Annotated in this window: 17 protein-coding genes; 9 read left to right on the top strand and 8 right to left on the bottom strand. The window is 75.6% G+C overall.

Translation table 11 applies throughout. The features are described 5' to 3' along the window. Positions 1–19: 19 nt before the first annotated feature. Both ACTWO6_RS29140 and ACTWO6_RS29135 read right to left on the bottom strand, forming a co-directional pair. Positions 20–766, bottom strand: coding sequence for an ABC transporter ATP-binding protein (locus tag ACTWO6_RS29140; protein WP_446216917.1), 747 nt, complete (start codon positions 764–766; stop codon positions 20–22). A 2-nt stretch (positions 767–768) separates the two neighbouring features. Further along, positions 769–3,591 (bottom strand): FtsX-like permease family protein, encoded by a 2,823-nt coding sequence (locus tag ACTWO6_RS29135; protein ID WP_446216916.1) that lies wholly within the window; start codon positions 3,589–3,591, stop codon positions 769–771. Between the two features lie 98 nt (positions 3,592–3,689). On the opposite strand from ACTWO6_RS29135, the gene ACTWO6_RS29130 reads away from it, so the two are divergent. After that, the gene (locus tag ACTWO6_RS29130) at positions 3,690–4,295 is read left to right on the top strand and encodes a helix-turn-helix transcriptional regulator (protein ID WP_446216915.1); all 606 of its coding nucleotides are present in this window, start codon (positions 3,690–3,692) and stop codon (positions 4,293–4,295) included. Positions 4,296–4,411: 116 nt separating this feature from the next. Here the strand turns inward: ACTWO6_RS29130 and ACTWO6_RS29125 are convergent, their stop codons facing one another. From ACTWO6_RS29125 to ACTWO6_RS29115, 3 genes are all read right to left on the bottom strand, one after another. Then, positions 4,412–5,521 (bottom strand): threonine aldolase family protein, encoded by a 1,110-nt coding sequence (locus tag ACTWO6_RS29125; RefSeq protein WP_446216914.1) that lies wholly within the window; start codon positions 5,519–5,521, stop codon positions 4,412–4,414. Beyond that, positions 5,518–6,675 (bottom strand): pyridoxal phosphate-dependent aminotransferase, encoded by a 1,158-nt coding sequence (locus tag ACTWO6_RS29120; RefSeq protein WP_446220809.1) that lies wholly within the window; start codon positions 6,673–6,675, stop codon positions 5,518–5,520. The genes ACTWO6_RS29125 and ACTWO6_RS29120 overlap by 4 nt, the downstream gene beginning before the upstream one ends. Positions 6,676–6,757: 82 nt before the next feature. Beyond that, the gene (locus tag ACTWO6_RS29115; RefSeq protein ID WP_446216913.1) at positions 6,758–7,507 is read right to left on the bottom strand and encodes an MmpS family transport accessory protein; all 750 of its coding nucleotides are present in this window, start codon (positions 7,505–7,507) and stop codon (positions 6,758–6,760) included. 314 nt (positions 7,508–7,821) lie between these two features. Here ACTWO6_RS29115 and glmS point away from each other — a divergent pair, with 314 nt between their 5' ends. Next, the gene (gene glmS, locus ACTWO6_RS29110; RefSeq protein WP_446216912.1) at positions 7,822–9,735 is read left to right on the top strand and encodes a glutamine--fructose-6-phosphate transaminase (isomerizing); all 1,914 of its coding nucleotides are present in this window, start codon (positions 7,822–7,824) and stop codon (positions 9,733–9,735) included. A 69-nt stretch (positions 9,736–9,804) separates the two neighbouring features. Here the strand turns inward: glmS and ACTWO6_RS29105 are convergent, their stop codons facing one another. Together ACTWO6_RS29105 and ACTWO6_RS29100 are read right to left on the bottom strand one after the other, a co-directional pair. After that, on the bottom strand, positions 9,805–11,436 hold the full coding sequence (locus ACTWO6_RS29105; protein ID WP_446216911.1) for an alpha/beta hydrolase: 1,632 nt from the start codon (positions 11,434–11,436) through the stop codon (positions 9,805–9,807). After that, the gene (locus ACTWO6_RS29100) at positions 11,433–11,729 is read right to left on the bottom strand and encodes a type VII secretion target (protein ID WP_446216910.1); all 297 of its coding nucleotides are present in this window, start codon (positions 11,727–11,729) and stop codon (positions 11,433–11,435) included. Before ACTWO6_RS29100 ends, ACTWO6_RS29105 begins: the two co-directional genes overlap by 4 nt. Positions 11,730–11,967: 238 nt before the next feature. Here ACTWO6_RS29100 and ACTWO6_RS29095 point away from each other — a divergent pair, with 238 nt between their 5' ends. The 6 genes from ACTWO6_RS29095 (at position 11,968) to ung (ending at position 17,437) form a co-directional block, all read left to right on the top strand. Further along, positions 11,968–12,336, top strand: coding sequence for a holo-ACP synthase (locus ACTWO6_RS29095; RefSeq protein ID WP_446216909.1), 369 nt, complete (start codon positions 11,968–11,970; stop codon positions 12,334–12,336). A 47-nt stretch (positions 12,337–12,383) separates the two neighbouring features. Continuing rightward, on the top strand, positions 12,384–13,853 hold the full coding sequence (locus ACTWO6_RS29090) for an NAD(P)H-hydrate dehydratase (protein ID WP_446216908.1): 1,470 nt from the start codon (positions 12,384–12,386) through the stop codon (positions 13,851–13,853). Between the two features lie 82 nt (positions 13,854–13,935). Further along, positions 13,936–15,054, top strand: coding sequence for an alanine racemase (gene alr, locus ACTWO6_RS29085; RefSeq protein ID WP_446216907.1), 1,119 nt, complete (start codon positions 13,936–13,938; stop codon positions 15,052–15,054). A 55-nt stretch (positions 15,055–15,109) separates the two neighbouring features. After that, positions 15,110–16,201: an alpha/beta fold hydrolase gene (locus tag ACTWO6_RS29080; protein WP_446216906.1), complete on the top strand. Its 1,092-nt coding sequence runs from the start codon at positions 15,110–15,112 to the stop codon at positions 16,199–16,201. Then, a complete protein-coding gene (tsaE, locus tag ACTWO6_RS29075) occupies positions 16,198–16,680 on the top strand; it encodes a tRNA (adenosine(37)-N6)-threonylcarbamoyltransferase complex ATPase subunit type 1 TsaE (protein ID WP_446216905.1) in 483 nt (160 codons plus the stop codon). Before ACTWO6_RS29080 ends, tsaE begins: the two co-directional genes overlap by 4 nt. Before the next feature lie 55 nt (positions 16,681–16,735). After that, positions 16,736–17,437, top strand: a complete 702-nt coding sequence (gene ung / locus ACTWO6_RS29070; protein WP_446216904.1) for a uracil-DNA glycosylase — start codon at positions 16,736–16,738, stop codon at positions 17,435–17,437. Here the strand turns inward: ung and ACTWO6_RS29065 are convergent. Then, the gene (locus tag ACTWO6_RS29065; protein WP_446216903.1) at positions 17,426–18,187 is read right to left on the bottom strand and encodes a helix-turn-helix domain-containing protein; all 762 of its coding nucleotides are present in this window, start codon (positions 18,185–18,187) and stop codon (positions 17,426–17,428) included. The genes ung and ACTWO6_RS29065 overlap by 12 nt on opposite strands. 461 nt (positions 18,188–18,648) lie before the next feature. On the opposite strand from ACTWO6_RS29065, the gene tsaB reads away from it, so the two are divergent. After that, positions 18,649–19,326, top strand: a complete 678-nt coding sequence (gene tsaB / locus ACTWO6_RS29060) for a tRNA (adenosine(37)-N6)-threonylcarbamoyltransferase complex dimerization subunit type 1 TsaB (protein WP_446216902.1) — start codon at positions 18,649–18,651, stop codon at positions 19,324–19,326. The last annotated feature ends 92 nt before the right edge of the window (positions 19,327–19,418 follow it).

Genomic DNA, 19,418 nt, shown 5'->3' with positions numbered 1-19,418 from the left:
CCAACCGCCGCACCGCCGCCTACAACCGCAGGCGGGAGGCCCGGTCGAAGGTCTCGGCCGGATCCTCGCCGTCGGTGAGGTCGAGATCCTCCACGACCCTGCCGTCGCCGAGCCGGACCAGCCGGTCGCAGCGGGCGGCGATGGCCCGTTCGTGGGTGGCCAGCAGGATCGTCATGCCGTGCCGGTCGCGCAGTTCGAGCAGCAGGTCGAGGATCTGCCCGCCGGTGGTCGAGTCGAGGTTGCCGGTCGGCTCGTCGGCGAGCAGCAGCCGCGGTTCGCCCATCAGCGCCCGCGCGATCGCCACCCGCTGCTGCTGGCCACCGGAGAGCTGGGCGGGCAGGGCCCGTTCCCGGCCGGCCAGGCCGACCGCGCCGAGCAGCTCCCGGGCCCGCGCCGCGTGGTCGGCCCGCCCGCGGCGCGGCAGCACCGGCGCGATCACGTTGTCCAGCACGGTGAGCGCCGGCAGCAGGTGGTAGCGCTGGAAGACGAAGCCGACCCGCTGCCGGTACCGGGCCAGGGCCGCCCGGCGCAGCGCGGTCACCTCCACCTCGTCCACCGTGACCGTGCCCTGATCGGCCTGCTCGATCGCGCCGATGAGGTGCAGCAGCGTCGACTTGCCGGAGCCACTCGGTCCGGTCAGCGCCACCACCGACCCCGGCGCGATCTCCAAGGACACGCCGTCGATCGCGGTCAGCCGCTCGGCGCCGGTGCCGAAGTGCCGGATCAGCCCGGCGGTCCGGACCGTGCTGCCCGTGGTCGCGTCCATGCTCACTCCTCTGCGAGTAGTCGTGCGGTGGGGAGGCGGCGGAGCAGCGCGGCCGGGACGAGCGCGGCCAGGCAGGTGACCAGCACCCCGGCCATCGCCACGGTGCCCGCCACCAGCATCAGCGACCCCGGCAGGTCGCCGACCAGCCAGGCCGCCCCGCCGAGACCCAGGCCCGCGCCGCTGAGCGCGCCGAGCGCGCCGAGCAGCAGTCCCTCGTACCCGATCAGGCGGCCCAGCGCGGCGTCGGTCCAGCCGGTGGCGCGCAGGGTGGCCAGCTCGGCGGCCCGGTCCCGGATGTTCAGGTAGAGCACGTCGGCGACCGCGGCGGCGCCGAGCAGCACCGTCGCGATGGCCGCCAGGGCGTCCGCGCCGCGCACGGCGAGCGAGACGGTGTCGCCGAGCAGGCTGCCGACGATGGCGCCCCGGAAGGCGTAGGCCGCGGCGCCGACCAGGGTCAGCGCGGCCACGCCGATGGCCAGCGCGCCCGCGCCGAGCAGGGTGCGCCCGGGCGTCCGGACCAGGTTCACCAGGGCCAGGCCGGGCAGGGTGCGCGGCCGGCGTACCCACCGGACGGCGGCCACCGGCGGGCGCAGCGCGGCGGCCGGATGGGCGCGCGCGGCCCGCAGCGCCGGCGCCAGCCCCGCGACCAGCGCCAGCAGCAGGGCCACCGGTAGGGCCAGAAGCGCCCGCCGCCAGTCGATGTCGATGTCCAGGGCGGTGCCGAGCGGGAACGCCAGCCCGACCGACAGCAGCCCGGCGGCGAGGCCCAGCGCGGCGACCTCGCCGAGGATCAGGGCGCCGATCCGCCGGGCCGGCCAGCCGAGGCAGGCGAGCACCGCCAGCTCGGGGCGGCGGTCCCGGACCGCGGCGGAGACCGCGTTGCCGAGGAAGAGCACGCAGACCACCAGCACCAGCGCGAACAGGGCGGCGCTCTTGCGGTCGACCGCCCGGGTGATCGCCGAGGCCACCCCGAGTGCTGACCAGTTCTCGGTGAGCCGCAGCTCCGGGCGGCCGAACGAGCCGGCGGGCAGGTCGACCGTCTGCGGGGCCGGGGAGGAACCGAGGGTGATGTCGACGTCGAGCCCGGTGACCTGGGCGATCTGCTCGGCGACCAGCCGGACCTTCTCGGCGGAGCGCTCGCTGTAGCCGTCCACGTCGGCGACCCGCACCCGGATCGCGCTGATCGGCGCCTTGCGCTGCCGACTGCTGCCACCTTCGAGGAGCGCCGGCACGCTGGCCAGATTGGTCAGTAGCAGCGGCGGGGCGGAGAGGTAGCCCCCAGGGCTCCCGTTGGGCAGCAGCGGCTGCCCACCGAGCGCGGTTCGGCTCCGGTCGTCGGCGCCCTCGACCATCGGCGGCTCGTACGTCTCCAGGGGCACCCGGGACAGCTCGTCGAACCCGGTCAGCCGGAGCGGGTCGAACGTGCCGACCGGCCGCCAGCTCCGTAGGGTCCGGCTGCTGTCCTCGCTCAGCCCCAGCTTGCTGACCGGTCGGAAGGAGGCGTCGCCGGTCAGCCACGACGTCTGCCGCCGGACCACCAGCTCCGAGCCGTAGACGACCTGTTCGACCGGGACGACCCGCGGGCGGAGCACCCCGCCCGGCAGTTGTTCGTACTCCGGCGGCCCCGCCTGGACCACGTTTTCGAGATCGCCGCCGCAGCACTGGTCGGGCCGCTGGATCAGGTTCCTGATGTCGGCCAGGTAGCGGTCCGCGAAGTTGTCCCGCCCGCCCCCCACCGGGAGTCCGGGGGCCCTGCCCAGAGACGTCTCGACCACGTCCGGTGGCAGGCCGGCGACCCGGGCCGGGCGGAGCCGGCGGTACGTCGCGGAGACCGCCCCATCGACGAACGGGCGGGTCGTGGCGAGGACGGGAAACTCCTGGGTGGAGCCGTAGTTGTTCTCGACCCTGGCGGGCAGCTTGTCCGCCGGCAGCATCTGCCCGTCCCGGATCGCGGCGTCGAGCCCCACCAGCCGGCTCTCGGCGACCGGGTCCACCGCGGCGAGCAGCAGTGAGACGGTCGCCCCGATCGGCATCGTCAACCGGTCCTGTGGCGCGGGCGGGCGGCCGTCCCGCGCGGAGCCGTACTCGAAGCGCCCGTCGGCCAGCAGCCGGGCCGGGGAGAGCGAGATCGCGTCCAGTTCCGAGAGGGTGGAGCCCGGGCCGCCCAGGGCCGCCAGGGCCATCGGATTGCACACCGGCAGGGAGCGCCCGTCCGGCTGCACCTCCCGGGGCACGTAGAACTCGGTGCCGCAGGCGGCGGCCGGATACCGGGCGCCGTCCGTGTACAGAATCTGGTCACCGGGCGGTTTGCGGAAGTCCGGATAGATCAGGGGATGCTTCGTGACGTAGACGTAGCGCGGCTTCGCGTGACCGGTGGACAGGCCCCGGTCGGTGGTGAAGTCCAGGTCGACCCGGACGACCTGTCGAACGAGTGTCCGGTCCACCGTGTCGGTGAGGTCGAGCGTGCCACCGATGATCTGGTCGGCGTGGCCGAGCATGGCGATCGGGGCGGCGACCTGCACCCCGGCCACGGCCTTGACCTGGTCGTACTGGACTGTGGTGATGCCGCCGAAGAGGCCGGAGAGGTAGTTGGGCCGGACCAGCCCGCGCTCGGTCTCCAGCGGCGTGCGGGCTCCCTTGGGGCGTACCAGGATGTCGTACGCGGCCCGGGTGTTCCGCTCGACCGTGCCGGTGACGTCCAGGCGGGAGGTGGTGGTGGCGCCGGTCAGGACGACGAACCCGGTGGTCGCCACCAGGACGCCGGCCAGCAGCGCCACCGACCGTCCCGCACGGCCGCGAAGCTGCCTCCAGATGAAGCCGAGCATGTCGCGCCTCCCCGTTGTGCTGGTGCCCACTCTGCGCGATACATTGTGACAATGCAAGACCCCGGGTGGAGCCCGCCCGGACCCGATTGGAGGAGACGGTGGCGATCCAGCACGCGGTCCTGGCCCTGCTCGCCCGCGGCCCCAGCTACGGGTACGAGCTGAAGAGCGCCTTCGAGGCGGCGGTCGGCCCGCAGTGGGGCCCGCTCAACATCGGGCACCTCTACCAGATCCTCGACCGGCTCTCCCGGGACGGCCTGGTGGTCGCCGAGCGGCAGGCCCAGCCGGTAAAGCCCGACCGGGTGGTCTACGAGATCACCCCGGAGGGGCGGACCGAGCTGGACCGCTGGCTCGCCGAGCCGAGCCCGCGCAGCGGCGGCTTCCGCGACGACTTCTTCCTCAAGGTCACCGCCGCGGCCCGCTCCGGCGAGGCCGCGACCGTCCGGACCGTGCTCGGTAACCAGCGCGGACACCTGATGCGGGAGCTGCGGAACCTCGACGGGCTGCGCCGCCGCGCGGACGACCCGGTGGTGCGGCTGCTGCTCTCGGCCGCCAGCCGGCACGTGGAGGCCGACCTCGCCTTCGTCGACGACGCCGAGTCGGCGCTGCTCGCCGACGGCGGCGCGGTGCTCGACACGCTGGCGGCGGGCGGCTCCGGGACCGCCGCGCCGGCGGAGGGTGCCGGCCCGGCCCGCGCGGCGGGCTGACCACCCGGCGGGTCGGCCGGATCCCTGCTCGGCCGGGGGGGCGGCCCCCGCTCGGTCGCTCGGGCGCGGCCGGTCACCGCACCTTCGGCCCGGTGGGACTGTCGGACGGGCGGCGGTCAGGCCGTGGTCAACCGGCGCAGGAAGCGGTCGGCGAGGTCGACCACCTGGTCTGCGTCCAGCTCCAGGGCGGGGGCGGCCACCGTCACCTCAGCCATCGCGACGCCGGGCACCTCGGTGTCCCGCCAGCCGCCGACGAACCAGGCCTTCTCCTCCTCGGCGAGGGCGAGGTTGGCGTCGTTCAGAGCGTCCGCCGGGTGGGGCAGCCAGAGCCGGAACTGGTGGGTGTGCGGCGGCGCCGGGTGGACCCGGGCGCCCGGCAGCCCGGCCAGCGCCTCCGCCACCCGCTTCGCGTGGGCGACGTAGCCGGGCAGCCGGGGCAGCTCGCGGTCCAGGCCGGCCAGGGCGGCCAGCGCCGCCGGCCACTGCTGGAACTGGTTGCCGCCGTAGCGGTGCCGCCAGGCCCGGGCGTAGCGGACCAGCTCGGCCGTGCCGGCGAGGGCCGCGCCCGAGTGGCCGCCGAGGGACTTGTAGAACGAGACGTAGGTGCTGTCCGCCAGCCCGGCGACCTCGGCCGCCGAGCGTCCCAGGTGGACGGTGGACTCCCAGAGCCGGGCGCCGTCCAGGTGCACCCGGAAGCCACGGTCCCGGGCCGCCCCGACCACCGCGACCAGCTCGTCCCAGGTGGGCAGGACGAAACCCGCGTCCCGCAGCGGCAGCTCCAGCAGCAGGGTGCCGACCGGCTCGTCCAGCCCGGCGATCTCCTCGGCGGTCGGATTGCGCGGCGCGCCCGTGGTCCGTACCGCACGCAGGCCGACGAGCACGGCGTACGCGTCCCGCTCGTGCATCAGCGGGTGGCTCAGCGGGTGCAGGCCGACGGCGTCCCGGCCGGTCAGCTCCGCGCCGTACCGCATGGCGACCTGCTGGGCCATCGTGCCGGTGGGGAAGAAGGCGACCGCCTCCGTGCCCAGCAGCTCGGCCACCCGGAGCTCCACCGCCTCGACCGCCCCGCCCTCGCCGTAGAAGTCGGGCAGCAGCTCGTCGGTCGCGGTCGCCCGGATCGCGTCGAGCTGCTCGGCCACCGACGTCGGCCGGATCCCGGAGAGCACGGTGTCGCAGCCGCGCAGCGCCGCCACCCGGCGGACCCGATCGGCGTACGCGTCGGTCATCCGTCCTCCTTCAGTCGGCCCAGCCGGGCCACCGCCTCGGTCAGCACCTCCGGCCGCTTGCAGAAGGCGAAGCGGATCAGCCGTCGGCCCGCCTCGGCGTCGTCGTAGAAGACCTGCGTCGGCACCGCCACCACGCCGCACCGCTCGGGCAGCGACCGGCAGAACTCCACCCCGTCCCGGCCGCCCAACGGGGTGACGTCGGCGGTGACGAAGTAGGTCCCCTCCGGGGCGTACACCTCGAAGCCGGCGTCGGTGAGCCCGTCGACGAGCTGGTCCCGCCGCCGCCGCATGTCCTCGGCGAACTCCGCGAAGTACGCGTCCGGCAGGGCGAGCGCCACGGCGACCGCCGGTTGCAGCGGGCCGGCGTTGACGAAGGTGAGGAACTGCTTGACCCGCAGCACCGCGGAGACCAGCGGCGCGGGCCCGCTCACCCAGCCGACCTTCCAGCCGGTGCAGGAGAACGTCTTGCCGGCCGAGGAGATCCGCAGCGTCCGCTCCCGCATCCCGGGCAGCGTGGCCAGCGGCACGTGCGGCGCGGCGGCGTCGGGGAAGACCAGGTGCTCGTACACCTCGTCGGTGACCGCGTACGCGCCGTGCTCCCGGCAGAGCTCGGCGACCAGCGCCAGCTCGTCCGGGGTGAACACCTTGCCGGTGGGGTTGTGCGGGGAGTTGAGCAGCACCAGCCGGGTCCGCGGGCCGAACGCCGCGCGCAGCTCCGCCGGGTCGAAGGCGTACCGGCCGTCGGCGCCGGGACGCAGCGTGACCGGGCGGCGGACCGCCCCGGCCAGCGCGACCGAGGCGGCGTACGAGTCGTAGTACGGCTCGAAGCAGACCACCTCGTCGCCCGGCTCGCAGAGCGCGAGGATGCTGGCGGCGATCGCCTCGGTGGCGCCCGCGGTCACCACGATCTCGCCGTCCGGGTCGTACTCCAGCCCCCAGAACCGGCGCTGATGGGCGGCGACGGCGGCGCGCAGCGCCGGGATGCCCGGGCCCGGCGGGTACTGGTTGTGGCCGGAGCGCAGCGCCTCGGCGGCCGCGGCCAGCATCTCCGGCGGACCGTCGGTGTCGGGGAACCCCTGGCCGAGGTTGACCGCGCCGGTACGCACAGCGAGTGCGGACATCTCGGCGAAGATGGTCGTCCCGAACGGCCGCATCCGGGCCACCAACGGGTCGACATCGGGCAGTGTCGTCACCTGCGCCAGCCTACGGCCCGGGGCGGACAGCTCAAGCCCGCCGTCAGCCGCCGCAGCTGACCCGCCAGCCGCCGTCGTCGACGGACTCGGTGACGGGCACGCCACCGTTCACCGTCATCGCGCAGGCGATGGTGCGCCCGCCCTTGTCGTCGCCCTTGTTCGCCCACACGGACGCCCGGCCGGGGTCGTCGGTGCTGATCTTCGTGTGCCACGGCAGCCGCACCCTGTCGAGCTCGACGAGATAGCCGTCCGCGTCGTAGTACTGGATGTTGGCCGGCCCCTGACCGGTCACCGCGTACGCGACGACGAACCGGCCCGGTCCGCCCGACGGGGTGGCGGCGGGCTTCCTGGTGGGCGTCGGGTCCGGTGCCGGCTGCCCGCCCGTGGCGGCCTCCGCAGCCTGGTCCTCGTCCTCTTCCTCGTCCGGGGTGGTCGGCGGGTCCTGCCGCGGCCCGGCGACCTTCGGCGCGCCGAACGGGTCGGCCGGCAGGTTGACGAGGAGCCCGGCGACGCCGAGGAGACCGCAGACGGCCAGCACCAGGACGGCGAAGACCGAGAGGACGACGGTGGTCGTCCTGCCGTCCCGGCCGTGTGGACGTTCGACGGCGGGCTCGGCGACGGGCGCGGTCGGGGCCGTCCCGTTCGAGGGCGGCAGCCAGGGGTCGGGCTCCGGTCCGGACGACGGCGGGGTCGGCAGGTCCGGCGGCGCCCACGGCTCGGGTGCGGCCGTCGGGCCGGTCGGGGCCGCGCCGGTCGCCGGCTGCGGGTCGGGGGGTGGCGTCGCCTCGGACATCAGCTCCGCTCGCAGGGGTCGGGCCGCGGAGGCCTCCGCGGCCGGGGGAGGAGGTGCCCGGGGGATTCGTCGCCCCGCTGGGCGAGCCCGAATCTACGCCGCCCGCGTCGTCCGCCGGTGAGCCGCACGGCCCCGGCCACCCGGGCCGGCGCGGTCGTGTTTCCGGCCACTGGGCGGCGGAGCGGGCGGCGCCCATCCGCGCCGGGTGATATGTCCGATCCTTCGCCGGTGTTCACCTGATCGCTCAAATTCACTGATCATTTACCGGACTTCCGCGCACGCGCGATGAGCGGAACTGGGTTAGGCTCGGGGCCATGTGTGGAATCGTGGGATACGCCGGCGCGCGCCCGGCGCTCGGCATCGTGCTCGACGGACTGCGGCGGCTTGAGTACCGCGGCTACGACTCGGCCGGCGTCGCCATCGTCTGCGACGACGAGCTGCTGATCGAGAAGAAGGCCGGCAAGCTGGCCAACCTGGAAAAGGTGCTCGCCGAGCGGGCCGCCGTCGACCCGGAGTCCTGCGCCGCCAGCCCGATCGGCATCGGCGACGGCACCACCGGCATCGGGCACACCCGCTGGGCCACCCACGGTGGTCCCACCGACCGCAACGCCCACCCGCACGTCGCCCCCGACGGCCGGGTCGCGGTGATCCACAACGGCATCATCGAGAACTTCGCCAAGCTCCGCGCCGAGCTGGAGGCCGACGGCGTCGAGTTCACCAGCGACACCGACACCGAGTGCGCCGCGCACCTGCTCTCCGCCGCGCTGGCCGACCTGCGCTCGGCCGGCGAGGTGGACAGCCCGCAGCTGCTCGCCTCCGCGATGCGGGTGGTCTGCCAGCGGCTGGAGGGCGCGTTCACCCTGCTCGCCGCCGACGCCGGCATCCCCGGTGCGGTGGTCGGCGCCCGGCGCAACTCGCCGCTGGTGGTCGGCCGCGGCGACGGCGAGAACTTCCTGGCCAGCGACGTGGCCGCGTTCATCGAGCACACCCGCGACGCGGTCGAGCTGGGCCAGGACCAGATCGTCCTGATCACCACGGACAGCATCGAGATCACCGACTTCGCCGGTCAGCCCGCCACCGGCAAGGACTTCCACATCGACTGGGACGCCTCGGCCGCCGAGAAGGGCGGTTACGACTGGTTCATGCTCAAGGAGATCGAGGAGCAGCCGCAGGCGATCGCCGACACGCTGCTCGGCCGGCTCACCGAGACCGGTGAGATCGCCCTCGACGAGGTCCGCCTCAGCGAGCAGGACCTGCGCGACGTCGACAAGATCTTCATCGTCGCCTGCGGCACCGCGTACCACGCCGGGCTGGTCGCCAAGTACGCCATCGAACACTGGACCCGCATCCCCTGCGAGGTCGAGCTGGCCAGCGAGTTCCGCTACCGCGACCCGGTCCTCGACCGGTCCACCCTGATCGTGGTGATCTCGCAGTCCGGCGAGACCATGGACACCCTGATGGCGCTGCGCCACGCCAAGGAGCAGAAGGCCCGGGTGCTGGCCATCTGCAACACCAACGGCTCCACGATCCCGCGCGAGTCGGACGCCGTGCTCTACACCCACGGCGGCCCGGAGATCGCGGTCGCCTCCACCAAGGCGTTCCTCACCCAGGTCGTCGCCTGCTACCTGATCGGCCTGCACCTGGCCCAGGTGCGCGGGATCAAGTTCGCCGACGAGGTGGGCGCGGTGGTCGCCCAGCTCCAGGAGATGCCGGGCAAGCTGCGCGAGCTGCTCGACCGGATCGAGCCGGTCCGCGAGCTGGCCCGCGAGCTGAAGTCCGAGCCGACGGTGCTCTTCATCGGCCGGCACGTGGGCTACCCGGTGGCCCTGGAGGGCGCGCTCAAGCTCAAGGAGCTGGCGTACATGCACGCCGAGGGCTTCGCCGCCGGCGAGCTGAAGCACGGCCCGATCGCGCTGATCGACAAGGGCACCCCGGTGATCTGCGTGGTCCCGTCGCCGGTCGGCCGGGGCATGCTGCACGACAAGGTCGTCTCCAACATCCAGGAGGTCCGCGCCCGTGGCGCCCGGACCATCGTGATCGCGGAGGAGGGCGACGAGGCGGTCGTCCGCTACGCCGACCACCTGATCTACGTGCCGCGTACGCCGACCCTGCTGGCCCCGCTGGTCACCACGGTGCCGCTCCAGGTGCTCGCCGCCGAGATCGCCGCCGCCCGCGGGCACGACGTCGACCAGCCGCGCAACCTGGCCAAGTCGGTCACCGTCGAGTAACCGGCTGCGATTCGCTCCGGGGCCCCTCCACCGCGCGGTGGAGGGGCCCCGCGCATTGGTGGCCCCCGATCACCGGCCGAGGACGATCCGGGCCATCCCGTCCAGGGCGGGGTTGCCAGGGTCCCAGTAGCCGGTGTGGCCGTACCGGCCGCTGGGGAAGCGCCGGCCGCCGAAGCCCGGGTCGCTCGGGTCGCGCCCGAACCACAGCTCGTGCTCGGCCGGGTGGAGCAGCGCCGCCGCCGGGCCGAGCGGCGTCCCGCCGAGCGCCGCCCGGCGGACCAGTTCGTCCGGCGGCCGGGCCAGCCGGATCACGTCGTCCGGCGCGGTGCTCGCCCACACCTGACCGGCCGGCATCCGCAGCTCCGCGGCGTGCGCCACGCCCACCCCGGGCGAGCCCATGAAGACCAGCGCGTCGGCGCTCAACCCCTGGTCGCGGGCGGCCGTGCCCACCACCACCGACCCGTAGCTGTGCCCGAGCACGGTGTGCCGCGCCGGCGGCCCCTCGTGCGAGGCGCGCAGCCCCTCCTGGAACCGGTGCAACGCCGGCCCCGCATCCCGGGCCTGCCCGCCCCGCGCCGCCTCGTGGAGGAAGTCCGGGGCGTCGTAGTCCAGCCAGAGCACCGCCGCCGTCTCCTCGGCCGGGGCGAGCGCCGCGCAGCGGTCCAGCACCCGGGCCGCCCGGCCCAGCTCGCCCGGGGCGTCGGCCAGGTCCGCGGTCATCCCCGGCACGTACGTCAGCACCGCGCCGGCCCGGTCCGGGTTGCCCAGCGCCACGATCGCCCGCCCGTCACCGGCCGGGTCGAGCCCGAGCAGGTACGCCCGGGGTGGCCCCGGCGCGGCCAACCGCTCGGCGAGCGTGTCCAGCCCGCGCAGCGCCGCCGCAACCCGGGCCAGCCCGGCCACCTCCAGCGGACCGCGGGGCGGCCGACTCAGCAGCGCCCGCTCCCGGGCCAGCAGCGCCGCCCGCCGCGCGGCCAGCAGCAGCCGGTTGGCCTGGTCCCGGGCGGCCACCGGCACTCCGTCCAGGCGGCCGACCAGGGCCGGCTCGTGCGCCACCAGCCACCGGCGCTCGGCCGGCGTCAGCCCCGCCCACCAGCGGCTCACCTCGGCCGGACCGGCGCCGGCCGGTGGTCGCCGGCCGGGCGGGACGCTCACCCAGCCCACGGCGGCCGCCGCCGCCAGCTCGGCCAACCGGGCGGTCGCCTCCCGGTCCGCCGCCCCGGCCAGCTCCACCGCCGCGCGCACCGCCGCCGCCACCTGGGCCACCCCGGGACCGACCCGCTCGGCGGGGCGCGGCACGGCCGGATCCGCCCGGACCCGGCCCGACCGGTCGACCAGCAGCCGGCCCTGCTCGGCGAGGGTGATCGCGGCGGCGAGCCGGGCCTTCGCTCCGCGCAGCCGGGCGGCGAACTCGGCGAGCACCTGGTCGACCTCGATCAGCGCGGGCAGCACGTCGGTCAGCTCGGTGCGCAGCGTGGTGAGCCGCGCCCGCGCCGCGTCGCCGGCCGCGCCGGACCAGGCCGGACGCAGGGCGGCCACCCGGGCGTCCAGGGCGTCGGCCCGCCGGCCCACCGGACCGGTCAGCCCGCGCCAGGCCGCCCCGGCGGCGGCCCAGGCAGCCGGGTCGGCGGACCAGAGCTGGGCGTACCCGACCGCCTCCGGCGCGGCGACGCCGCCCAGCGACGCGGCGGGCGCGCTCACCGGGGCACCCCGGCCAGGCGCCGGGCGGCCCGGTCGTCGACCGCCTCGTAGCCCTCCACCGCCACGCGGACCGCGTCGGCGGTGCCCGCCACCCGGGCCGCCAGCGCCCCGCACCAGCGGTGCGTCGCCGACTCCAGCTCCGCCAGCGCCACCCCGGTCGACCAGCCCTCGGCCGGCGGCACCAGCCCCGGCGCCCCGGCCGGTCCGTGCGCCAGCGCGTGAGCGTCCTCGCCCAGCGCCCGGGCGACCTCGCGCAGCAGCTCGGGCTCCACGGTCAACGGCACCTCCGTCATCGGCGGACTCCCCGGCTCGGCCGCCGCCGACGGGGGACGTCGGGCGGCGGATCGACGCCCACCCCGGCGACGAGCCGGGACCGGGCGGACAACGGGGACGACGGTAGGGAGCGCCCGGCCCCAAGCGCCGGCCCTGTGGACGACGGACGGTGGTCGTACCCGCGGGTTGTCCACAGGCGTTGCCCACCGCGGACCCGGTGGCTAATCTGCGACCCCGCCCGCCGGTAGGGTGAGTGCCGTGATCGTGGCTGTCGGCATCGACGTCGTGCTGGTGGACCGGTTCGCCCGGGCCCTGGCCCGGACGCCGCTGCTCGCCGACCGGCTCTTCACCGAGGCCGAGCGGTACACCCGCTCCGGCAACCCGCGTTCGCCGGAGTCGATGGCGGCCCGCTTCGCGGCCAAGGAGGCGGTGGCCAAGGCGCTCGGCGCGCCCGGCGGGTTGAGCTGGCACGACTGCGAGGTCGTGCCGGACCCGGACGGCCGGCCCTGGCTGACCGTCTCCGGCACGGTCGCCGCCGCCGCGGCCGAACGCGGGATCAACCGCTGGCATCTGTCGTTGTCGCATGACGGCGGGATCGCGTCGGCCATGGTGGTGGCGGAACAGTGAGCTGACCGGCGGGCCGGCCGGCCCGCCCGGCGATGGGACGGGGTGGCATGAAACCGGTGTGGCGGGTCGCGGACGTACGCGCGGCGGAGGCGGGGCTGATGGCGACGCTCCCGCCGGGGGCGCTGATGCAGCGGGCCGCCGCCGGGCTGGCCCGCCGCTGCGCGCTGCTCCTCGAGGACCGGGGCGGGGTCTACGGCGCCCGGGTGCTGCTGCTGGTCGGCTCCGGTGACAACGGCGGCGACACCCTCTGGGCGGGCGAGCGGCTGGCCCGGCGCGGGGCGGGCGTCTCCGTCCTGCTGCTCACCCCCGGCCGGGCGCACGCCGAGGGGCTGGCGGCACTCCGGGCCGCCGGCGGGCGGCTGGTCGACCGGCCGCCGGCCGTGGTCGACCTGGTGCTGGACGGCATCGTCGGGATCGGCGGCAGCGGCGGGCTGCGGGAGACCGCCGACCAGTTGGCGGCGAGCCTGATCCGGCACTGCGGGCGCGACGGCGACCGGGCCACGGTGGTGGCGGTGGACGTGCCGAGCGGCGTCGCCGTGGACACCGGGCACGTGCCGCTGACCGCGTCCGGCCGGCCGAGCGCGGTGCGCGCCGACGTGACGGTGGCCTTCGGCGCGCTGAAGCCGGCGCTGGTGGTCGGCCCGGCCGCCGACCTGGCCGGGCACGTGGAGCTGGTCGACATCGGGCTGGCGCCGTGGCTGCGCGGCTCGCCCGCGCTGCGGGTGATCGAGTGGTCGGACGTGGTCGGCTGGTGGCCGCGGCTCGGCCCGGCGTCGGAGAAGTACACCCGGGGCGTGGTCGGGGTGGCGACCGGCTCGGCGACGTACCCGGGGGCGGCCGTGCTCTCGGTCGGTGGCGCGCTGGCCGGGCCGACCGGCATGGTCCGCTACGCCGGTGGGGCGCGCGCGGAGGTGCTGCACCAGCACCCGTCGGTGATCGCCACCGGCCGGGTCGCGGACGCCGGCCGGGTGCAGGCCTGGGTCTGCGGCTCCGGGCTGGGCATCGGCGAGGAGTCCGCGGCCGAGCTGCGTGCGGTGCTCGCCGCGCCGGTGCCGGTGGTGCTCGACGCCGACGCGCTCACCCTGCTGGTGGACGGCAAGCTGGCGGACCGGCTGCGCGACCGGGACGCCCCGATCGTGGTGACCCCGCACGACCGGGAGTACGCCCGGCTCTGCGGCGAGGCCCCGGGCGCGGACCGGGTGGGGGCGGCGCTGCGGCTGGCCGCCTGGATGAACGCGGTGGTGCTGCTCAAGGGGGAACGCACGATCATCGCCATGCCGGACGGCCGGGCGTACGTCAACCCGACCGGCACCCCGGCGCTGGCCACCGGGGGCACCGGGGACGTGCTCGCCGGGCTGCTCGGCTCGCTGCTCGCCGCCGGGGTGCCGGCGGACCGGGCGGCCGCCGCGGCGGCGTACCTGCACGGGCTGGCCGGCCGGGAGGCGGCCCGGGGCGGGCCGGTGACCGCGCCCGACGTGGCCGCCGCCCTGCGCCCGGTGCTGGCCCGGCTGCCCTGACCGGCCGGGCCGGGCCGCGCCCGGCGGGTCCGACCGCGCGGCTGCGACCCGCCGTGATCACCGGCGGAAGTAGGCTGGGGGCATGTGGCAGTCGGAGGTGCGCGTCGACCTGGACGCGATCCGGGAGAACGTGACCCGGCTGAGGTCGGGCACCAGCGCCGAGCTGATGGCGGTGGTCAAGGCCGACGGGTACGGCCACGGCATGGTCCCGGCCGCCCGGGCCGCGCTCGACGCCGGGGCGGACTGGCTCGGCGTGTGCACCCTCGACGAGGCGTTGACCCTGCGCCGGGAGGGCATCACCGCCCCGGTGCTGGCCTGGCTGCTGAGCCCGGGGCTGCCGCTGCACGACGGGGTCGCCGTCGGCGTGGACCTGGGCTGCGCCAGCCTGCCGCAGCTGGACGAGATGATCGAGGCGAGCCGTCGGGCGGACCGCCCGGCCCGGCTGCACCTGAAGATCGACACCGGCCTGGCCCGGGGCGGGGCCACGGTCGCCGACTGGCCCACCCTGCTGGAGGCCGCCGCGAAGGCCCAGGCCGACGGCCTGGTCGAGGTGGTCGGGGTGTGGAGCCACTTCGTGTACGCGGACCTGCCCGGTCACCCCACCACGGACCGGCAGATCGCCGTGTTCCACGAGGGGTTGGCCATGGTCGAGCGGGCCGGACTGCGCCCGCGCTACCGGCACCTGGCCAACTCCGCCGCCACGCTGACCCGCCCGGACACCCATTTCGACCTGGTCCGACCGGGGCTGGCGATCTACGGCCTCTCCCCGGTGGCCGGCGAGCGGTACGGGTTGCGTCCGGCGATGACCGCCCGGGCCCGGGTGATGCTGACCAAGCGGGTGCCGGCCGACACCGGCGTCTCGTACGGCCACACGTACTTCACCGAGCGGGAGGCCAACCTGGCCGTGGTGCCGCTCGGCTACGCCGACGGGGTGCCCCGGCACGCCTCCAACACCGGTCCGGTGCAGCTCGGCGGCAAGCGGCGGACCATCTCCGGCCGGGTCTGCATGGACCAGTTCGTGCTGGACTGCGGCGACGACGAGATCGCCCCCGGTGACGTGGCAACCCTCTTCGGCAGCGGCGCGGACGGCGAGCCCACCGCCGACGACTGGGCCGAGGCGGTCGGCACCATCAACTACGAGATCGTGACCCGGTTCGGCGGGGTCCGGGTGTCCCGCGTCTACGACGGCGAGCGCCCGTGAGCGCGAGGAGCGAGCCGGGGTTGCGAGCCCCGCAGTCGCGAGCCGAGGTAGCACCGTGAGTCAGCGGTTCCGCATTCCCCGGCCCCGGACCGCGGCCGGCAAGGTCGCCGGCGTGGTCGGCGCCGCCGTCGGCGTGGCCGCCGCCGGGCTCGCCGCGGGCGTGGTGAGCGAGCGGGTCCTGGTCCGCCGGCTCAAGGACGACCCCGCCGATCCGTACGCGCACGAGGTCTTCGGCGAGCAGCGGTACGACGAGTCGTACCGGTTCGAGATGCCGGACGGCACGGACATCCACGTCGAGGTGGTCGAGCCGACCCGCCCGGTCGCCGGGCACCCGACCGTGGTGCTGGTGCACGGCTTCTGCCTGGATATGGGGACCTTCCACTTCCAGCGGAAGATGCTCGCCGCGCGGGGCGACTACCGGATCGTCGCGTACGACCAGCCGGGGCACGGCCGGTCGGGCCGGCTGGAGAGCGGGGAGTACGACCTGGCTGCGCTGGGCCGGACGCTGCGCCGGGTGATCGACGAGACCGCGCCGGAGGGGCCGCTGGTGCTGGTCGGCCACTCGATGGGCGGGATGACCATCATGGCGCTGGCCGAGCTGTACCCGGAGATGTTCGGCGACCGGGTGGTCGGCACGGTGCTGATGGCCACCTCGGGCGGCCTGCTCGCGGAGACGAAGCTGGTGGCGCCCGCGCTGCTCGGCCGGGTCGGCGCCCCGGTGCTCTACATGATGAGCAACGCCACCCGGTACGGCGGCTCGGTGATCGACAAGGCCCGGAAGTCCACCACCAACGTCGCCTGGCTGCTGACCCGCCGGTACGGCTTCGGCACCCCGAAGCCCAGCCCGGCCCTGGTCTCGTACGTGGAGACGATGAACTCGCGGACCTCGGCCGACACGGTGACCCGCTACCTGCGGACCCTGGCCACCCACTCCCGGTTCCCGGCGCTGGCCGCGCTGGCCGGCACGCCGGTGCTGGTGATCGTCGGCGACAAGGACATGATCACTCCGGTGGACCACTCCGAGGAGATCGTCCGGCGGCTGCCGCACGCCGAGTTCGTGAAGATCCACGACAGCGGCCACGTGGTGATGCTTGAGCACGCCGACGAGGTCAACGCCGCCCTGGCAGGCTTCCTGGAGAGGCTGTGACGGTCGTCGTCACGCTGGCGACGGTGGCCGACACCCACGAGTTCGGCCGCCGGCTGGCCGGCGTGCTGCGCGCCGGTGACCTGCTGCTGCTCAGTGGCCCGCTCGGCGCGGGCAAGACCGCGCTCACCCAGGGCATCGGCGCCGGCCTCGGAGTGCGCGGCGACATCACCTCGCCGACCTTCGTGATCGCCCGGGTGCACCGGCCGGACCCGGCCCGGGGCGGCACGGTGACCCTGGTGCACGCCGACGCGTACCGGCTGGGGGAGTCGGCGGACCCGCGCGCCGAGATCGACGACCTTGACCTGGATGCCTCGGTGGACGAGGCGGTGACCGTGGTCGAGTGGGGCGAGGGGATGGTCGAGCAGTTGGTCGACGCCCACCTGCGGGTCCGCATCGACCGGCGCGAGGACGACACCCGGGTGGTGACCCTGGAACCGGTCGGCGGCGACTGGGCGGAGCGCCTCGCCACCCTCGACTGACGGGGTGTCGTACCCGCTGCCTACAGTGCCCCGGACCGACTGCGAAAGGTTGCCGATGCTCGACGATGCCCCCACCCTCGACCTGTTGGCGCTCCTCCCCGACGAGTGGCGGGCGGCGCTCGCCCCGCACCTCGACCCGGCCCGCACCGCGGCGCTGGCCGGGTTCGTCGCCGGGGAGTACGCCACCCGGACCGTCTTCCCCCCGGTCGAGGACCTCTTCTCCGCATACCGGCTGTGCGGGCCGGCGAAGTGCCGGGTGCTGATCCTCGGGCAGGACCCGTACCACAAGGCGGGGCAGGCGCACGGGCTCAGCTTCAGCGTCCGCGAGGGGGTGACGGTGCCGCCGTCGCTGCGCAACGTCTTCAAGGAGCTGGGCGAGGACCTGGGCGTGCCGAAGCCGCGCAGCGGCAACCTGAACGGCTGGGCGGCGCAGGGTGTGCTGCTGCTCAACTCGGTGCTCACCGTCCGGCAGGCCACCCCCGGCTCGCACGCCAACTCCGGGTGGGAGGAGTTCACCGACGCCACCATCCGCGCCCTGGACGCCCTCGACCAGCGGGTGGTCTTCCTGCTCTGGGGCGGGTACGCCCGCAAGAAGGCGGCCCTGGTCACCAACCCGCGGCACGTGGTGCTGGAGGCCGGCCACCCGAGCCCGATGAACCCGCGTGGCTTCCTCGGCAGCCGCCCGTTCAGCGCGGCCAACAAGGCGCTCGCCGACGCCGGCCTGCCCACCATCGACTGGGAGCGCTCAGCCGGCTGACCCCGTCCGGTCCGCCCCGGCGGCCCGCGGTGCGCCGGGCGGGTCGCCAGCCCGGTCGTCCGCCTGCCGCTGCCGGTGGCGGCGCAGCAAGTCGGCGGCGCGCGGATCGGTCAGCTCCACCTGGACCAGCGGCACGACCCGATAGGAACGGTCGCGGTGCCGGACCTCGATCGACTCGGGCAGCTCGTCGCAGAGCTGAGCCCGGATCTCGCCGTACCGGGTCCGCCAGCGGTGCTCGCCCGGCTCCTCCGGTTCCAGATGGAGACCGCCGAACTCCCCCCACCGGGCGTTCCAGCGTTGCCCGTATGCCGCTTCGAGCCAGGCGGTGAACCGCGCCGAGTCGCGCCACCGCAGCGCGATCTCCACCGCCTCAACCGGCACCGGAGCGCCCTGCAGCAGCGCGGCGGTGCTCCCCGCCAACAGGTGCGGCAGGTCGCCGAGCCGGTCGATCATCCGGTCCACCCCGAGACTGCCGATCCGGTCCGCCAGCGGCCGGGAGGCCAGCTCGGCCATCCGGGCGTCGAGGTGGCTGTCCAGTTGCTCGACCCCGACCGCGAGCTGAAGGTCGAGAGCGGCGAGGAGCCGCTCGACGAGGGGGATGCTGGGCAGTCGATCGCCCCGCTCGACGCGGGTCACCGCGCTCTGGCTCACGCCGGCCAGGTCGGCCAGCGCCTGCTGGCTGAGGAGGCGGGCGCTCCGCTCTCGGCGGAGGACGGCGGCGATCTGGCTGGCGAGGCGGCTGTCGGACACCCAGGGATGATGACTCATTGCCGAGAGCGTCATGCCTCTCAGTCATATTTATGCCTCACAGTCATATCGCTCGCCGGGCTTGGTAGATGCGGGCGCCACCGCCTGTCGTGGCCGTCCGCCGAACAGACCGTCGGCGGGGCGGGAGCGCAGCCGACCCAATCGCCCCCCCGGGCCGCAATGCCGCCCCCCGGGCCGCAATGCCGCCCCCCGGGCCGCAATGCCGCCCCCCGGGCCGCAATGCCGCCCCCCGGGCCGCAATGCCGCCCGTTGGCGCCGGACCGATCTCGGCGCGGGACCGGATCGCACGGGGTGGGCGAGGTGCGCGGGCGGCGCGACGAAACGCCGGGGGCGCCGGGCGGTGGCAGCCACCTTCGGGCCGGCGCGCCCGTTGCTGGCGGCCACGGCCGGCCCAGACGGGGTGTGACCGGGTGTGCGCGCGGAGCCGACTAGGCTGGCATACCGTGCTCGTACTGGTGCTGGACTCCTCGACGCCCGCGGTGACCGCGGCGCTGGTCGAGGTCTCGGCGGACGGCGTCGCGGCCCGCGCGCAGCGGTGCACGGTCGACGCCCGGGCGCACGGTGAGCTGCTCGCCCCGCAGGTCGACGCGGTGCTGGCCGACGCCGACGTCCGCCCCGCCGACCTGACCGCGATCGTCGCCGGGCTCGGCCCCGGGCCGTTCACCGGGCTGCGGGTCGGCCTGGTCACCGCCGCCACCATGGGCCAGGTGCTCGGCATCCCCACGTACGGCGTCTGCTCGCTGGACGGCATCGGCCACCGGGTGGCGGCCGGCGAGCCGGTCCTGGCCGCCAGCGACGCCCGCCGCCGGGAGGTCTACTGGGCCGTCTACGACGGCGCCGGTCAGCGAATCGCCGGGCCGAACGTGGACGCCCCCGCGGTCGCCGCCGAACGTGCCCGTGACCTGGCCGTCACCGTGGCCGTCGGCGACGGCGCGCACCGGTACGCGGACGTCCTCGGCCTGCCGCTGCGGTCCGAGCCGCGCTACCCGGACGCGACCGTGCTCGCCGCGCTGGCCGCCGAGCGGATCCGGGCCGGCGCCCCCGGCGAACCGCTCACCCCGCTCTACCTGCGCCGCCCGGACGCCGTGGCGGCGACCGGGCACAAGCCGGTCCTCCCGTGAGCGCGAGGAGTGAGCCGGGTCTGCGAGCCCCGCAGTCGCGAACCGAGGTGACACCGTGAGCGCGAGGAGTGAGCCGGGTCTGCGAGCCCCGC

This window comes from Micromonospora sp. IBHARD004 (assembly GCF_052814115.1).
This window is presented reverse-complemented; position numbering and strand designations above follow the sequence as displayed.

What these genes read in the sequence shown, in the direction of transcription:
- alr (WP_446216907.1), top strand. Translation starts at nt 13,936, where the DNA reads ATGTGGCAGTCGGAGGTGCGCGTCGACCTGGACGCGATCCGGGAGAAC.
- ACTWO6_RS29120 (WP_446220809.1), bottom strand. Translation starts at nt 6,675, where the DNA reads ATGCGGCCGTTCGGGACGACCATCTTCGCCGAGATGTCCGCACTCGCT.
- ung (WP_446216904.1), top strand. Translation starts at nt 16,736, where the DNA reads ATGCTCGACGATGCCCCCACCCTCGACCTGTTGGCGCTCCTCCCCGAC.
- ACTWO6_RS29135 (WP_446216916.1), bottom strand. Translation starts at nt 3,591, where the DNA reads ATGCTCGGCTTCATCTGGAGGCAGCTTCGCGGCCGTGCGGGACGGTCG.
- ACTWO6_RS29140 (WP_446216917.1), bottom strand. Translation starts at nt 766, where the DNA reads ATGGACGCGACCACGGGCAGCACGGTCCGGACCGCCGGGCTGATCCGG.
- ACTWO6_RS29115 (WP_446216913.1), bottom strand. Translation starts at nt 7,507, where the DNA reads ATGTCCGAGGCGACGCCACCCCCCGACCCGCAGCCGGCGACCGGCGCG.
- ACTWO6_RS29125 (WP_446216914.1), bottom strand. Translation starts at nt 5,521, where the DNA reads ATGACCGACGCGTACGCCGATCGGGTCCGCCGGGTGGCGGCGCTGCGC.
- ACTWO6_RS29090 (WP_446216908.1), top strand. Translation starts at nt 12,384, where the DNA reads ATGAAACCGGTGTGGCGGGTCGCGGACGTACGCGCGGCGGAGGCGGGG.
- glmS (WP_446216912.1), top strand. Translation starts at nt 7,822, where the DNA reads ATGTGTGGAATCGTGGGATACGCCGGCGCGCGCCCGGCGCTCGGCATC.
- ACTWO6_RS29100 (WP_446216910.1), bottom strand. Translation starts at nt 11,729, where the DNA reads ATGACGGAGGTGCCGTTGACCGTGGAGCCCGAGCTGCTGCGCGAGGTC.